The sequence below is a fragment of the Rhizobium sp. BK316 genome (assembly GCF_014193695.1).
Lineage (GTDB): Bacteria > Pseudomonadota > Alphaproteobacteria > Rhizobiales > Rhizobiaceae > Rhizobium.
Genome location: NZ_JACHZR010000004.1, coordinates 847262 through 861457 on the forward strand (window position 1 = coordinate 847262; position 14196 = coordinate 861457).

Sequence of the window (14196 nt, forward strand, 5' to 3'; positions counted from 1 at the left end):
AATCGTGGCAACCGAGCTTGAAAACCACCGGGAGCGCTGAGGCGCTCACCGGTGACGATAGCGATGATCAGACGCGGCGCTTCTTGCGCGGACGGCAGCCATTGTGCGGGATCGGGGTCACGTCGCGGATGGACGTGATCATGAAACCGGCAGCCTGGAGCGCGCGCAGAGCCGATTCACGACCCGAGCCCGGGCCGCAAACTTCGACTTCCAGCGACTTCATGCCGTGTTCCTGGGCCTTCTTGGCGCAGTCTTCAGCAGCGATCTGGGCAGCGAACGGGGTCGACTTGCGCGAGCCCTTGAAGCCCTTGGCGCCAGCCGACGACCAGGCAATTGCATTGCCCTGCGCGTCGGTGATGGTGATCATCGTGTTGTTGAAAGTCGAGTTGACGTGAGCGACACCCGACGAGATGTTCTTGCGTTCGCGACGGCGAACGCGGACGGCTTCCTTAGCCATGGTATTCCTTTCGTTGATCTCTTCACCGCCGTAATCCCAGCGGCTACACCGGAACGGTGCCTACATGACCCCGCTCCAAACTCAAAAGAGGCCGGCGCAGACCGCCAGCCTCCCCATCCCGGTTTCCCGGAAATTACTTCTTCTTACCAGCGATTGCCTTTGCCGGACCCTTGCGGGTACGAGCATTGGTGTGCGTGCGCTGACCGCGGACCGGAAGGCCGCGACGATGACGCAGGCCGCGGTAGCAGCCGAGGTCCATCAGGCGCTTGATGTTCATCGAGGTTTCGCGACGAAGATCACCTTCGACCTGATAGTCGCGGTCGATGGTTTCGCGGATCTGAAGGACTTCAGCATCCGTGAGTTGATGAACGCGGCGATCAGCCGGAATACCGACCTTCTCGACGATTTCCTGCGCGAATTTCTGTCCGATCCCGTGAATGTAGGTCAGCGCGATGACGACGCGCTTTGCAGTCGGGATGTTGACGCCAGCGATACGTGCCACGCCTATTCTCCTTGCATTCCAGTTGCCGTCCGGCAATAGGGCTTCGTTATGCAGCCAAAAGGCCGCTCGTTCAAATTCGGGTTCGCAACATCACAAAACGACCGAACCCGGATTTCCTTCGGGAAATCCGCGCCGATCGCAGGGGATGTCGCGAGTTGGCGCGGTTTAGCGGAATCAGTGCAAAAAAGCAACCGTTCCCGCCAAGTTTATTTTCAAAGCTTTAAAGCTTGGAAAGAATGCCTTCGATCTCGGCGGTAACCTGATCGATTTCGGCCATGCCATCCACGGACTTCAATTTGCCCTTGGCGTAGTAGTAGCCGATCAGCGGCGAGGTTTCCTTGTAGTAGACCTCGAGGCGCTTGGTCATGGTCTCGGCATTGTCATCGGGACGGCGCTTGAAGTGGGTCGAACCGCACTTGTCGCAGACACCTTCCTTGTCTGGAACCTTGTCCGTATCGTGATAGACCGTGCCGCACTCAGCACAGGAGTAGCGACCTGCCACGCGGCGGACCAGTTCCTTGTCGTCGACACGGAATTCGATGACGACCGAAAGATCAAGACCCTTGGCCTTCAGCATCGCCTCAGTAGCATCCGCCTGCACCAGCGTGCGCGGGAAACCGTCGAGGATGAAACCGTTAGCGCAATCGGGCTGATCGATTCGTTCGGAGACGATGGCATTGACAATCTCGTCCGAGACCAGATTTCCGGCGTCCATGACAGCCTTGGCGCGCTTGCCGACTTCAGTACCCGCCTGAACGGCGGCGCGCAGCATGTCACCCGTGGAAAGCTGCGGAATACCATGCTTTTCCACGATCCGCTGGGCCTGGGTCCCCTTACCCGCGCCCGGCGGCCCCAAAAGTATAAGTCTCATCGCCCCCTCTTTCCTCCACGCAACTTCGATTTCTTGATCAGGCCTTCGTACTGCTGTGCGATCAAATGGCCCTGGATCTGTGCCACCGTATCAAGAGTTACGCTAACCACGATCAAAAGCGAAGTCCCACCAAGGGCTAATGGAATGCCGGTTTGCGACACCAGGATCTCAGGCAGGATACAGACGAATACGAGATAGATAGCGCCGATCACCGTGATACGGGTCAGCACGTAGTCGATATATTCGGCAGTGCGATCGCCCGGGCGGATGCCGGGGATGAAGCCGCCATGCTTCTTCAGGTTATCGGCAGTGTCCTTCGGATTGAAGACGATGGCCGTGTAGAAAAAGGCAAAGAAGGCGATGAGTGCCGCATAGAGCACCATGTAAAGCGGCTGGCCGTGGCCAAGCGCTGCAACGACGGCGGTCGCCCAGGCGGGCATCGCCGTCGTGCTGGCAAAGCCCGCAAGCGTCGCCGGCAGAAGCAGCAGTGAGGATGCGAAGATTGCCGGGATAACGCCCGAGGTGTTCAGCTTCAGCGGCAGGTGCGAGGTGTCGCCCTGGAACATGCGGTTGCCGACCTGGCGCTTCGGATACTGGATCAGAAGGCGGCGCTGCGCGCGCTCGACGAAGACGATGACGGCGATGACGGCGATCGCAACGACGATGACCGCCAGGATGAGCGTCGTCGACAGCGCACCGGTGCGGCCAAGTTCCAGCGTGCCGGCAAGGGCTGTCGGAAGACCGGCCGCAATGCCTGCGAAGATGATAAGCGAAATGCCGTTGCCGATACCGCGCGAGGTGATCTGCTCGCCGAGCCACATCAGGAACATGGTACCGCCAAGCAGCGTCAGGACGGTCGAAATTTTGAAGAACCAACCCGGATCGACGACGAGGCCGTTGCCGCTTTCGAGACCGACGGCAATGCCGTAGGCCTGCAGCGCGCCGAGGATGACCGTGCCGTAGCGGGTGTACTGGTTGATGATCTTGCGACCCTGCTCGCCTTCCTTCTTCAGGTTTTCGAGCGCCGGCACGACCGAGGTCATGAGCTGCACGATGATCGAAGCGGAGATGTAGGGCATGATGCCGAGCGCGAAGATCGCCATGCGCTGTACGGCACCGCCCGAGAACATGTTGAAGAGCCCGAGAATGCCGCCGGCCTGGCCCTGGAATGCCTGGGCATAGGCCTGCGGATTGAGGCCTGGAAGCGGAATATGGGTGCCCAGCCGGTAGACGAGGAGAGCTGCCAGTGTGAACCACAGGCGCTTCTTAAGATCCTCGGCTTTGGCGAAGGTCGAAAAATTGAGGTTTGAAGCCAGTTGTTCCGCTGCAGAAGCCATGCGTTTCTCCGCGCTACCAATTCCGGGCGCTCTCGAGTCGGCCGGCACCGGAATCAGTATGAATTTCTTTTAAAAACCGGGCTTCGGACGGATCGCTGGCGCAACCCTGTGCCTCACCCTTGTCTTCAGTCTTACCGTCCCGACGCGAATGCGTCCAAGCAGGTTTTTGTGAGGCTCACATATGGGAGCAAAATCGCCCGGTGTGAAGCACCCCGGGCGATATATCATGAGTTTATTATTCTGCCGCTGCGGCAGAAAGAAGCGTTACCTTGCCGCCGGCCTTTTCGATCTTCTCGACGGCAGACTTGGAAGCGCCTGCAACTTCGAGCGTGATCTTGGCCTTGAGCTCGCCGTCGGCGAGAACGCGAACGCCGTCCTTGGCGCGGCGGATGACGCCGGCAGCCTTGAGAGCAGCCGCATCAACCGTTGCCTTCGCGTCGAGCTTGCCGGCATCGACGGCAGCCTGGATACGTGCCAGCGATACGACGACGTAGTCGGCTGCGAAGATGTTGTTGAAGCCGCGCTTCGGCAGACGACGGTAGATGGGCATCTGACCGCCTTCGAAGCCGTTGATGGCGACGCCCGAACGGGACTTCTGACCCTTTACACCGCGACCACCGGTCTTGCCGGAGCCCGAGCCGATACCGCGGCCGAGGCGCTTGCGGCTATGGGTAGAGCCTTCGTTATCCTTGATTTCATTGAGTTTCATGAGCGTTACTCCGGTCTCACTTCTCGTCGACAACGCGAACGAGATGCTGGACTGCACGGATCATGCCACGAACGGCCGGAGTGTCTTCCAGCGTGCGGCGACGGTGCATCTTGTTCAGTCCGAGACCGATCAGCGTGCGCTGCTGGACGTCCGGACGGCGAATCGGGCTGCCGACCTGTTCGATCGTAACAGTCTTCGCTTCAGCCTTCTTGGTAGCCTTGGCCATTGGTCAGCTCCTCTTATTCTTCAGAGGCGTTGCCAGAAGCGGCACGGCGAGCCTGGAGCGTAGCATACTTGATGCCGCGCTGGGCTGCGATGTCCTTCGGGTGAACCTGGTGCTTCAGAGCGTCGAAGGTGGCGCGAACCATGTTGTAGGGGTTCGACGAACCGGTCGACTTGGCGACGACGTCGTGGACGCCGAGCGTTTCGAAAACGGCGCGCATCGGACCACCGGCAATGATACCGGTACCGACTTTGGCCGAGCGCAGCAGAACCTTGCCGGCGCCATGACGGCCATGGACGTCGTGATGCAGCGTACGGCCGTCTCGCAGCGGTACGAAGATCAATTCGCGCTTGGCGGCTTCGGTTGCCTTGCGGATAGCTTCCGGCACTTCACGTGCCTTGCCATGACCGAAGCCTACGCGGCCCTTCTGGTCGCCGACGACGACGAGAGCGGCGAAGCCGAAGCGACGGCCACCCTTAACAACCTTGGCGACGCGGTTGATCGCGACCAGCTTGTCGACGAATTCGCTATCGCGCTCTTCACGGCTCTGGCGGTCTTCCCGCTGCGGCCTTCTTTCCTGTGCCATTGTCCTCTTCCTTTTTCTTTTCCGGGTGCAATCGGCAAACAAAACGAGGACCGCATCGGCTTCCCAAGGGAACGATTTGCGGTCCGGTGAAATCCGGCCGAGGCTTAAAAGCCTTCGGCCGGAAACTGATTAGAAGGTCAGACCGCTTTCGCGGGCTGCATCTGCCAGGGCCTTGATACGGCCGTGATAGATGAAGGCGCCACGGTCGAAAACGACCTCAGTGACACCTGCCTTGGAGGCGCGCTCAGCAACGAGCTTGCCAACGAGGGCCGCTGCTGCGGTGTCGGCACCGGTCTTCAGAGAACCGCGCAGATCCTTGTCGAGGGTCGATGCAGCGGCAAGCGTCTTGCCGGCAACATCGTCGATGATCTGAGCATAGATGTTCTTCGACGAGCGATGAACCGACAGGCGCGGACGGCCGTTGGCCACCGACTTGAGATGACGGCGCACGCGGTTGGCACGACGTGCAAGTGCTTCTTTCCTGCTAGCCATTTCGCGTGATCCTTACTTCTTCTTGCCTTCTTTGCGGACAATCCGCTCTTCGGCATACTTGACGCCCTTGCCCTTGTAGGGCTCCGGACCGCGGTATTCGCGGATCTCGGCGGCGACCTGGCCGACCTGCTGCTTGTTGATGCCGGTGACGATAATTTCCGTCGGCTTCGGTACAGCGATCGTGATGCCCTGCGGCGGTTCATAGACTACGTCGTGGCTGAAACCGAGCGCCAGCTGCAGGTTCTTGCCCTGCAGGGAAGCGCGGTAACCAACGCCGTTGATTTCGAGCTTGCGCTCGAAGCCGTCCTTGACGCCCTTGAAGATGTTTTCGATCATCGTGCGGGACATGCCCCACTTCGAACGAGCATCCTTCGTCTGCGTGAGCGGCGTTACGACGACCGCATTGTTTTCGAGCTTGAGGCTGATTTCGTCGTTTGCGACGAAAACCAGCTCGCCCTTCGGACCCTTAGCGGTAACCTTCTGGCCATCGACCGTAGCCGTGATCCCAGCAGGCACCTGAACGGGCTTCTTACCGATACGAGACATGTTTCAATCCTGTCTGTTCGCTATGGAGACCCTGCGCTGTCTTAGAAGACAGAGCAGAGAACCTCGCCACCAACGTTCTGTTCGCGAGCCTGGTGATCGGCCATCACGCCCTTCGGGGTCGAAAGGATGGTGATGCCGAGGCCGTTCGCGACCTGCGGAATGGACTTGACCGAGACATAAACCCGGCGGCCCGGCTTGGACACACGGCCGATCTCACGGATCACCGATGCGCCTTCATAGTACTTCAGTTCGATGTTCAGTTCGGACTTGCCGTTGCCGAAATCGACGACGGAGTAGCCACGGATGTAGCCTTCGGACTGGAGGACATCGAGAACACGTGCACGGAGCTTGGAAGCAGGCGTCGAAACCGACGACTTGCGACGCGAAGCACCGTTGCGGATACGGGTGAGCATATCGCCCAACGGATCAGTCATTGTCATCTAACCTGCTCCTTACCAGCTCGACTTGACGATGCCCGGCACCTTGCCGAGATTGCCCAGTTCGCGCAGCGCGATACGCGACATACGCAGTTTACGGTAGTAAGCGCGCGGACGACCGGACACTTCGCAACGGTTGCGAATGCGGGTCTTCGATCCGTCACGCGGCAGGGATGCCAGCTTGATCGAGGCCTTGAACCGCTCTTCGATCGGAAGAGCCTGGTTCATGATGATCGCCTTCAGGGCAGCACGCTTGCCGGCCTGGTTTGCGACCGTATTACGGCGGCGCTTGTTCTTTTCAACTGCGCTTGTCTTCGCCATGTCAGGTTCCTTTTCTACGCTCGTCGTTACGGTTACTGACGGAACGGGAAGCTGAACTCCGTGAGGAGTGCGCGAGCTTCGTCGTCGGTCGTGGCCGTCGTGCAAACGATGATGTCCATGCCCCACATCTGATCAACCTTGTCGTAGTTGATTTCAGGGAACACAATGTGCTCCTTGATGCCCATGGCAAAGTTGCCACGGCCGTCAAAGCTCTTCGGGTTCAGGCCGCGGAAGTCGCGAACGCGCGGAAGCGCGATGTTGACCAGGCGATCCAGGAACTCGTACATGCGGGCGCCGCGCAGGGTGACCTTCGCGCCGATCGGCATGTTTTCGCGGACCTTGAAGCCAGCGATAGAGTTGCGCGCACGGGTGATGACCGGCTTCTGGCCAGCAATGGCAGCCAGGTCGGCAGCAGCGACGGTCGGCTTCTTCGAGTCAGCCGTGGCTTCGCCCACACCCATGTTGATAACGATCTTGTCGAGCTTCGGGATCATCATCTCGTTGGCGTAGGAGAACTTCTCCTGCATCGCCTTGCGGATCCGCTCGACATATTCCTTCTTGAGCCGCGGCTCGTACTTTGCCTCAGCCATCGATCACTTCTCCCGAACGCTTGGCCACGCGGACCTTCTTGCCGTCAACAACCTTGAAGCCGACACGGGTCGGCTTACCGTCCTTGTCGACGATCGCGACATTGGACAGGTGGACCGAAGCTTCCTTGGAAATGATCCCGGCTTCCTGGGTCTGCGTCTGGCGCTGGTGGCGCTTTACGACGTTTACGCCGCGAACGACGGCGCGATCTTCCTTCGGCAGGACCTGAAGGACTTCGCCAGTGCGGCCCTTGTCCTTGCCTGCGAGCATGACGACCTTGTCGCCCTTACGAATCTTTTGCATCGTTCTCGCTCCTTACAGTACTTCGGGAGCCAGCGAGATGATCTTCATGTGGTTCTTCGCACGCAATTCGCGCGGAACCGGTCCGAAGATACGGGTGCCGATCGGCTCTTTTTTGTTGTCGATGAGGACTGCTGCGTTGGTGTCGAAGCGGATGACAGAGCCATCCGGACGACGGATGTCCTTGGCGGTGCGAACTACAACCGCCTTCATCACGTCACCCTTCTTCACACGGCCGCGCGGAATAGCTTCCTTGATCGAAACGACGATGACGTCGCCGATCGAGGCATACTTGCGCTTCGAGCCGCCCAGCACCTTGATGCACATGACACGACGGGCGCCGGAATTATCCGCGACGTCGAGGTTTGTTTGCATCTGAATCATATCAGGTCGCCTTCTTGTTCTTACCGGAATGGTTGGGCAAAGCCCCCTCTCCCGGCTTATGAAAATTGTCTGCCGGCCGCTCGTCACAGGAACAGCGAAAGCACGGCAATAGCTTGAATAGCGCGGGATCGATCGTTGCCAGGGTGGTTTCCCAGATGGGACCTTCCGTGCGCTTAAAGCAAAAGAACGCCCGGCATTCGAGCGTTCCGACGCTGCTTCATACAGAAATTTCCGCGAGACGCAAGGCCTCGCGCGAAATTCTTACTTGGCCTGGGCGGCAATAACCGTCCAACGCTTGTCCTTGGAGATCGGTGCGCACTCCTCGATGGAGACGATATCGCCGATCTTGTACTGATTGTTTTCGTCGTGGGCCTTGTACTTCTTGGAGCGACGAACGGTCTTCTGGAGCAGCGGATGAGCGAAACGACGCTCAACGCGAACTACGACAGTCTTCTCGTTCTTGTCACCAACCACGACGCCCTGCAGAATACGCTTCGGCATGTTTTTTTCCTTTAAGCCTTTGCTTCTGCCGCCTTCTGGCGGGCAATGGTTTTGACGCGGGCGATGTCCTTGCGGACTTCGTTGATGCGCGAGGACTTCTCAAGCTGGCCGGTCGCCTTCTGGAAGCGCAGGTTGAACTGCTCCTTCTTCAGGTCGGCGAGCTTGTCCTTGAGCTGGTCGGCCGTGAGGCCGCGTACTTCTTCGGCTTTCATCGTGCCTTCTCCTTACTCTGCGATGCGCTGAACGAAGCGCGTCTTGACCGAGAGCTTGGCCGAGCCGAGGCGAAGCGCTTCGCGCGCGATTTCCTCGGAGACACCGTCGATCTCGAACATCATACGACCGGGCTTGACCTTGCATGCCCAGTATTCCACGGAACCCTTACCCTTACCCATGCGGACTTCGGTAGGCTTTGCGGTTACCGGAACGTCCGGGAACACGCGGATCCAAACACGGCCGGCGCGCTTCATGTAACGCGTGATCGCGCGGCGGGCCGCTTCGATCTCGCGTGCGTTAACGCGGTTCGGCTCCTGAGCCTTCAGGCCGAATTCGCCGAAGGCCAGGTCAGAACCGCCCTTGGCTACGCCCTTGATGCGGCCCTTGAACTGCTTGCGGTACTTAGTACGCTTTGGCTGCAACATTTTCTTACTTCTCCGAGCTTATCTTTCGCCAGCGCTAATTACGCGTTGTCGCGTTCGCGGCGACGATCGCCACGGTCGCGTTCGCGGCTTGCCGGACCCTGTGCATCGCCTTCCAGCGCGCGGCGTTCGGAAGCCATCGGATCGTGCTCAAGGATTTCGCCCTTGAAGATCCAGACCTTGATGCCGCAGATACCGAATGCGGTTTCGGCTTCAGCCGTACCGTAATCGATGTCGGCGCGCAGGGTGTGCAGCGGAACGCGGCCTTCGCGGTACCATTCCGTGCGAGCGATTTCTGCACCGCCGAGACGGCCGGCGCAGGTAATCTTGATGCCTTCGGCGCCAAGACGCATCGCGGACTGAACGGCGCGCTTCATGGCGCGGCGGAAAGCCACGCGGCGCTCGAGCTGCTGGGCGATCGACTGAGCAACGAGCGTTGCGTCGATTTCCGGCTTGCGCACTTCAACGATGTTGAGGTGCGTTTCGGAGTTCGTCATGTCCGACAGCTTCTTGCGGAGCTTGTCGATGTCGGCGCCCTTGCGGCCGATGATCAGGCCCGGACGGGCCGAGTGGATCGTGACGCGGCACTTCTTGTGCGGACGCTCGATGACCACCTTGGAGATACCGGCCTGCTTCAGTTCGCTCATGACGAACTTACGCATCTTCAGGTCTTCGTGCAGGAGCTGGCCATACTCGGCATTGTCCGCAAACCAGCGGCTATCCCAGGTACGGTTGATGCCAAGACGGAAACCAATCGGATTGATTTTCTGACCCATTATGCGGCCTCCTCTTGTGCCTGCACTTCACGAACGACGATCGTCAGGTGAGCGAACGGACGTTCGATCCGCGATGCGCGGCCGCGGCCGCGGGCGTGGAAGCGCTTCATGACAATCGACTTGCCGACATAGGCCTCGGCGACGACGAGAGCGTCGACGTCGAGGTCATGGTTGTTCTCGGCGTTGGCGATCGCAGATTCGAGCGTCTTCTTGACGGCGCCTGCGATGCGCTTGCGGGAGAATTCCAGCTCAGCGAGTGCACGCTCGACCTTCTTGCCGCGGATGGCCGCAGCAACCAGGTTGAGCTTCTGTGGGCTGACGCGGAGCGTACGGGCGACTGCTTGCGCCTCGTTGTCCTTCAGCCGGCGTTCGGCTTTAGCCTTGCCCATCGTTACTTCCTCTTTGCCTTCTTGTCCGCGCCGTGACCGTAATAGGTGCGGGTCGGAGAGAATTCACCGAATTTGTGACCGACCATGTCTTCGTTGACACTGACCGGAACATGCTTGCTGCCGTTGTAGACGCCGAAGGTGAGACCAACGAACTGCGGCAGGATCGTGGAGCGACGGCTCCAGATCTTGATTACTTCTGCACGTCCGCCTTCACGAACCTTCTCAGCCTTCTTGAGAAGATAGCCGTCAACAAACGGACCTTTCCATACTGAACGAGCCATTGAGGACTTCCTCTCTTACTTCTTGCGCTGATGACGCGAGCGCATAATGAACTTGTCGGTCGCCTTGTTAGAGCGTGTGCGCTTGCCTTTGGTCGGCTTGCCCCACGGCGTCACCGGATGGCGACCACCAGAGGTGCGGCCTTCACCACCGCCGTGCGGATGGTCGACCGGGTTCATGACGACGCCGCGGTTATGCGGACGCTTGCCGCGCCAAACGGTACGACCGGCCTTGCCGTCGTTGATGTTGGCATGGTCAGGGTTCGACACAGCACCGATCGAAGCAAGGCAGGTGCCGTGCACGAGGCGCTGTTCGCCGGAGTTCAGGCGAAGGATCGCCATGCCCTGGTCGCGGCCGACGAGCTGTGCGTAGGAACCTGCGGAGCGGGCAATCTGACCGCCCTTGCCCGGCTTCATTTCCACGTTGTGGATGATGGAGCCGACCGGAATGTACTGCAGCGGCATCGTGTTGCCGGGCTTGACGTCGACGGCCTTGTCGGAAGCGATGACCTTGTCGCCGGCAGCAAGACGCTGCGGAGCGATGATGTAGGCCTTCTCGCCGTCGGCATAGCTGACGAGCGCGATGTAAGCCGTACGGTTCGGGTCGTATTCGATACGCTCGACCGTCCCTTCGACGTCGAACTTGCGACGCTTGAAGTCAATGATGCGATACGTACGCTTGTGACCGCCGCCGATGAAGCGGGCTGTGATGCGGCCGAGGTTGTTACGACCACCGCTCTTGGTCAGACCTTCCGTCAGCGACTTGACCGGCTTGCCCTTGTAGAGGCCCGAACGGTCGACGATGACCAGCTGGCGCTGGCTCGGGGTCGTCGGATTGAATGTTTTCAATGCCATCTTTTTATTCCTCAGAGACCGGTGGAGACGTCGATCGTCTGGCCTTCAGCCAACGTCACGACAGCCTTCTTCACGTCCTGCTGCTTGCCGACAAAACCGCGGAACCGGCGGGTTTTGCCCTTGCGCAGCAGGGTGTTGACGGCCGTGACCTTGACGCCGAAGAGCGCCTCGACCGCAGCCTTGATTTCCGGCTTCGTCGCCTTCTTGGCGACATTGAAAACAACCTGGTTGTTTTCCGATACCAGCGTGGACTTTTCGGTGATCGCAGGAGAAACGATCACATCGTAGTGGCGAAGATCGGTCACTTGAATCGCTCCTCTAGCGCTTCAACGGCAGCCTTGGAAAGCACGAGCTTGCCGCGGCGGACGATGTCGTAAACGTTGATGCCCTGGATCGGCAGAACATCGACGTTCGGGATGTTCTGAGCAGCGAGCTTGAAGTTACCGTCGAGCTCGGCGCCACCGATGAAGAGGGCGTTGGTGAGGCCCAGCGAGGCGAATACGCCGGCCAGAGCCTTCGTCTTTGCTTCGTTGGCGACCAGATCATCGATGATGATCAGTTCGTCTGCCTTGATCTTGGCGGACAGCGCATGACGCAGGCCGAGCGCGCGAACCTTCTTGGGAAGGTCGTGTTCATGGCTGCGGGCGACCGGGCCGTGGGCCTTACCACCGCCGCGGAACTGCGGAGCACGAGCCGAATGGTGACGAGCGCGGCCCGTACCCTTCTGCTTGTACATCTTGGCGCCGGTGCGGGAAACGTCCGCGCGGCCCTTTGCCTGATGGGTGCCCTGCTGCTTCTTGGCAAGCTGCCAGCGGATGACGCGGGCGAGAATGTCTTCGCGGGGCTCAAGGCCGAAAATCGCGTCAGAAAGGGAAACCTTCCCAGCGTCTTTGCCCTCGAGGGTCTTGACGTTCAATTCCATTGGTCTGGCTCCCTTACTTCGCTGCCGACTTGACGGCGTCGCGCACGATGATCCAGGCACCCTTGGAACCGGGTACTGCACCCTTGATCAGGATCAGACCACGATCTTCGTCGGTCGAAACCACTTCAAGGTTCTGCGTCGTCACGCGCGTCTGGCCCATATGACCAGCCATCTTCTTGTTCTTGAAAACCTTGCCCGGATCCTGGCGCGAACCCGTCGAACCATGCGAGCGGTGCGAAACAGACACACCGTGCGTGGCGCGCAGACCGCCGAAACCGTGGCGCTTCATGGCGCCGGCAAAGCCCTTACCGACCGTGGTGCCGGTGACATCGACGAGCTGGCCAGCAGCAAAGTGACCGGCCTTAAGCTCAGTGCCAATATCGAGCAGGTTGTCTTCCGAAACACGGAATTCCTGGAGCTTGGCCTTCGGCTCAACGTTAGCAACGGCAAAGTTGCCGCGCATCGCCTTGGACGTGTTCTTTACCTTGGCCTGGCCAGCACCGAGCTGAAGCGCGGTATAGCCATTCTTTTCTACGGTGCGCTGGGCCACGACCTGGCAGCCATCCAAACGCAGTACCGTTACCGGGACATGCTCGCCGGCGTCGTTGTAGACGCGGGTCATTCCCACCTTCTGTGCAATCACACCTGAACGCATCGGTTCAATCCTTCCAACTCAGCTCGAGCAAGCTCAGAGCTTGATCTCAACATCGACACCTGCGGCGAGATCGAGCTTCATCAGCGCGTCTACCGTCTGCGGGGTCGGATCTACGATGTCGAGCAGGCGCTTATGCGTGCGCATCTCGAACTGTTCGCGGCTCTTCTTGTCGATGTGCGGGGACCGGTTGACCGTAAACTTCTCGATGCGGGTCGGAAGCGGAACGGGGCCCCGGACGCTTGCACCGGTGCGCTTCGCCGTCGACACGATCTCGCGCGTGGAAGCATCGAGAATCCGGTGATCGAACGCCTTCAGGCGAATGCGGATATTTTGGCCGTTCATTCGACGTTATCCTTGTGTTTGTTTTCCCTCATGTCTTTGGGCAAGACATGGGTTGTTCTTTCTTCCTAAGGCGGACCACCGGTTTCAAAGATCGAGAGAAATGCCTGTTACGGCATCCCTATCCATTCTTCAGGGCCTTTTGACCCACCTTACTGTTCGTGTAGTCACCGCTTCGTCATCCAAAGCGGTACGCAAATCGCGCTCGCGCGCCATTTGCAACATTTCTGTGTAATAAGCAAGCGGCCAGCGCCGCCTGCTTCATAATAATGTCATCGAATCGGCTGCTCCACCGGAGCAGCCGAATGGATTACTCGACGATGGAAGCGACGATGCCAGCACCGACGGTGCGGCCGCCTTCGCGGATCGCGAAGCGAAGCTTTTCTTCCATCGCGATCGGAACGATCAGCTCGACGTCAACAGTGACGTTGTCGCCAGGCATGACCATTTCCGTGCCTTCCGGAAGCGTCACGATACCCGTCACGTCCGTCGTGCGGAAGTAGAACTGCGGACGGTAGTTCGTGAAGAACGGCGTATGACGGCCGCCTTCTTCCTTCGTCAGGATGTAGGCTTCGGCCTTGAACTTCTTGTGCGGCTTGACAGAGCCCGGCTTGCACAGGATCTGGCCACGCTCGACGCCGTCACGGTTCACACCGCGAACCAGCGCACCGATGTTGTCGCCGGCCTGGCCCTGGTCGAGCAGCTTGCGGAACATTTCAACGCCGGTCACCGTCGTCTTCGAGGTCGGACGGATGCCGACGATCTCGACTTCTTCACCAACCTTGACGATGCCACGCTCGACGCGGCCGGTCACAACCGTACCGCGGCCCGAGATCGAGAACACGTCTTCGATCGGCATCAGGAACGGCTGGTCGATCGGACGCTCAGGCGTCGGGATGTAGGCGTCGACCTGAGCCATCAGCTCGCGGATCGCGTCTTCACCGATCTTCTTGTCGGAATCTTCAAGCGCAGCAAGCGCCGAACCCTTGACGACCGGAATGTCGTCGCCCGGGAAGTCGTAGGACGACAGAAGTTCGCGCACTTCCAGCTCGACGAGCTCGAGGAGCTCGGCGTCATCGACCTGGTCGACCTT

26 protein-coding genes are annotated in these 14196 nt (G+C 59.5%); all 26 read right to left on the minus strand.

Annotated elements, in window-relative coordinates:
- Nucleotides 1-67: 67 nt before the first annotated feature.
- A complete protein-coding gene (gene rpsK / locus FHT87_RS23085) occupies nucleotides 68-457 on the minus strand; it encodes a 30S ribosomal protein S11 (RefSeq protein ID WP_003547577.1) in 390 nt (129 codons plus the stop codon).
- 133 nt (nucleotides 458-590) lie between these two features.
- Nucleotides 591-959 (minus strand): 30S ribosomal protein S13, encoded by a 369-nt coding sequence (gene rpsM, locus FHT87_RS23090; RefSeq protein ID WP_113297881.1) that lies wholly within the window; start codon nucleotides 957-959, stop codon nucleotides 591-593.
- 220 nt (nucleotides 960-1179) lie between these two features.
- Nucleotides 1180-1830, minus strand: a complete 651-nt coding sequence (locus tag FHT87_RS23095) for an adenylate kinase (protein WP_183730043.1) — start codon at nucleotides 1828-1830, stop codon at nucleotides 1180-1182.
- Nucleotides 1827-3167, minus strand: coding sequence for a preprotein translocase subunit SecY (gene secY / locus FHT87_RS23100; protein WP_183730045.1), 1341 nt, complete (start codon nucleotides 3165-3167; stop codon nucleotides 1827-1829). Before secY ends, FHT87_RS23095 begins: the two co-directional genes overlap by 4 nt.
- A 235-nt stretch (nucleotides 3168-3402) precedes the next feature.
- The gene (gene rplO / locus FHT87_RS23105; RefSeq protein WP_112572293.1) at nucleotides 3403-3876 is read right to left on the minus strand and encodes a 50S ribosomal protein L15; all 474 of its coding nucleotides are present in this window, start codon (nucleotides 3874-3876) and stop codon (nucleotides 3403-3405) included.
- A gap of 16 nt (nucleotides 3877-3892) precedes the next feature.
- Nucleotides 3893-4102: a 50S ribosomal protein L30 gene (gene rpmD / locus FHT87_RS23110; protein ID WP_113297885.1), complete on the minus strand. Its 210-nt coding sequence runs from the start codon at nucleotides 4100-4102 to the stop codon at nucleotides 3893-3895.
- Between the two features lie 13 nt (nucleotides 4103-4115).
- Nucleotides 4116-4685, minus strand: a complete 570-nt coding sequence (gene rpsE / locus FHT87_RS23115) for a 30S ribosomal protein S5 (protein ID WP_007812885.1) — start codon at nucleotides 4683-4685, stop codon at nucleotides 4116-4118.
- A 129-nt stretch (nucleotides 4686-4814) separates the two neighbouring features.
- Nucleotides 4815-5177, minus strand: coding sequence for a 50S ribosomal protein L18 (gene rplR, locus FHT87_RS23120; RefSeq protein WP_183730048.1), 363 nt, complete (start codon nucleotides 5175-5177; stop codon nucleotides 4815-4817).
- 12 nt (nucleotides 5178-5189) lie between these two features.
- Nucleotides 5190-5723 carry a 50S ribosomal protein L6 gene (rplF, locus tag FHT87_RS23125; protein ID WP_183805025.1) on the minus strand — a complete coding sequence of 178 codons (534 nt, stop codon included), beginning with the start codon at nucleotides 5721-5723 and terminating at the stop codon, nucleotides 5190-5192.
- Between the two features lie 41 nt (nucleotides 5724-5764).
- Nucleotides 5765-6163 (minus strand): 30S ribosomal protein S8, encoded by a 399-nt coding sequence (rpsH, locus tag FHT87_RS23130; protein ID WP_004674934.1) that lies wholly within the window; start codon nucleotides 6161-6163, stop codon nucleotides 5765-5767.
- A 12-nt stretch (nucleotides 6164-6175) separates the two neighbouring features.
- Entirely contained in the window at nucleotides 6176-6481 is a 306-nt protein-coding gene (gene rpsN / locus FHT87_RS23135) for a 30S ribosomal protein S14 (RefSeq protein WP_007812880.1), read from the minus strand.
- A 32-nt stretch (nucleotides 6482-6513) separates the two neighbouring features.
- The gene (gene rplE / locus FHT87_RS23140; RefSeq protein WP_007812878.1) at nucleotides 6514-7071 is read right to left on the minus strand and encodes a 50S ribosomal protein L5; all 558 of its coding nucleotides are present in this window, start codon (nucleotides 7069-7071) and stop codon (nucleotides 6514-6516) included.
- Nucleotides 7064-7372, minus strand: a complete 309-nt coding sequence (gene rplX, locus FHT87_RS23145; RefSeq protein WP_183743772.1) for a 50S ribosomal protein L24 — start codon at nucleotides 7370-7372, stop codon at nucleotides 7064-7066. The genes rplE and rplX overlap by 8 nt, the downstream gene beginning before the upstream one ends.
- 12 nt (nucleotides 7373-7384) lie before the next feature.
- Nucleotides 7385-7753 (minus strand): 50S ribosomal protein L14, encoded by a 369-nt coding sequence (rplN, locus tag FHT87_RS23150; protein WP_003573790.1) that lies wholly within the window; start codon nucleotides 7751-7753, stop codon nucleotides 7385-7387.
- A 261-nt stretch (nucleotides 7754-8014) separates the two neighbouring features.
- The gene (rpsQ, locus tag FHT87_RS23155) at nucleotides 8015-8254 is read right to left on the minus strand and encodes a 30S ribosomal protein S17 (protein ID WP_007812872.1); all 240 of its coding nucleotides are present in this window, start codon (nucleotides 8252-8254) and stop codon (nucleotides 8015-8017) included.
- 11 nt (nucleotides 8255-8265) lie between these two features.
- Nucleotides 8266-8466: a 50S ribosomal protein L29 gene (gene rpmC, locus FHT87_RS23160; protein ID WP_007531673.1), complete on the minus strand. Its 201-nt coding sequence runs from the start codon at nucleotides 8464-8466 to the stop codon at nucleotides 8266-8268.
- A 12-nt stretch (nucleotides 8467-8478) separates the two neighbouring features.
- Nucleotides 8479-8892, minus strand: coding sequence for a 50S ribosomal protein L16 (rplP, locus tag FHT87_RS23165; RefSeq protein WP_003573792.1), 414 nt, complete (start codon nucleotides 8890-8892; stop codon nucleotides 8479-8481).
- 38 nt (nucleotides 8893-8930) lie between these two features.
- The gene (gene rpsC / locus FHT87_RS23170) at nucleotides 8931-9665 is read right to left on the minus strand and encodes a 30S ribosomal protein S3 (RefSeq protein WP_112572305.1); all 735 of its coding nucleotides are present in this window, start codon (nucleotides 9663-9665) and stop codon (nucleotides 8931-8933) included.
- Entirely contained in the window at nucleotides 9665-10054 is a 390-nt protein-coding gene (rplV, locus tag FHT87_RS23175) for a 50S ribosomal protein L22 (protein WP_007812866.1), read from the minus strand. The genes rpsC and rplV overlap by 1 nt, the downstream gene beginning before the upstream one ends.
- A 2-nt stretch (nucleotides 10055-10056) precedes the next feature.
- Nucleotides 10057-10335 (minus strand): 30S ribosomal protein S19, encoded by a 279-nt coding sequence (rpsS, locus tag FHT87_RS23180; protein ID WP_007531666.1) that lies wholly within the window; start codon nucleotides 10333-10335, stop codon nucleotides 10057-10059.
- Between the two features lie 15 nt (nucleotides 10336-10350).
- Entirely contained in the window at nucleotides 10351-11187 is an 837-nt protein-coding gene (gene rplB, locus FHT87_RS23185) for a 50S ribosomal protein L2 (protein WP_183730054.1), read from the minus strand.
- Nucleotides 11188-11198: 11 nt separating this feature from the next.
- Entirely contained in the window at nucleotides 11199-11492 is a 294-nt protein-coding gene (locus FHT87_RS23190; RefSeq protein WP_007812862.1) for a 50S ribosomal protein L23, read from the minus strand.
- Nucleotides 11489-12109, minus strand: a complete 621-nt coding sequence (rplD, locus tag FHT87_RS23195) for a 50S ribosomal protein L4 (protein ID WP_183730058.1) — start codon at nucleotides 12107-12109, stop codon at nucleotides 11489-11491. The genes FHT87_RS23190 and rplD overlap by 4 nt, the downstream gene beginning before the upstream one ends.
- Before the next feature lie 13 nt (nucleotides 12110-12122).
- On the minus strand, nucleotides 12123-12764 hold the full coding sequence (rplC, locus tag FHT87_RS23200; RefSeq protein ID WP_183730061.1) for a 50S ribosomal protein L3: 642 nt from the start codon (nucleotides 12762-12764) through the stop codon (nucleotides 12123-12125).
- 33 nt (nucleotides 12765-12797) lie between these two features.
- A complete protein-coding gene (gene rpsJ, locus FHT87_RS23205; protein WP_003547547.1) occupies nucleotides 12798-13106 on the minus strand; it encodes a 30S ribosomal protein S10 in 309 nt (102 codons plus the stop codon).
- 307 nt (nucleotides 13107-13413) lie between these two features.
- Nucleotides 13414-14196 (minus strand): elongation factor Tu (locus FHT87_RS23210; RefSeq protein ID WP_183805027.1); only part of this gene is annotated, 783 nt, incomplete at its 5' end.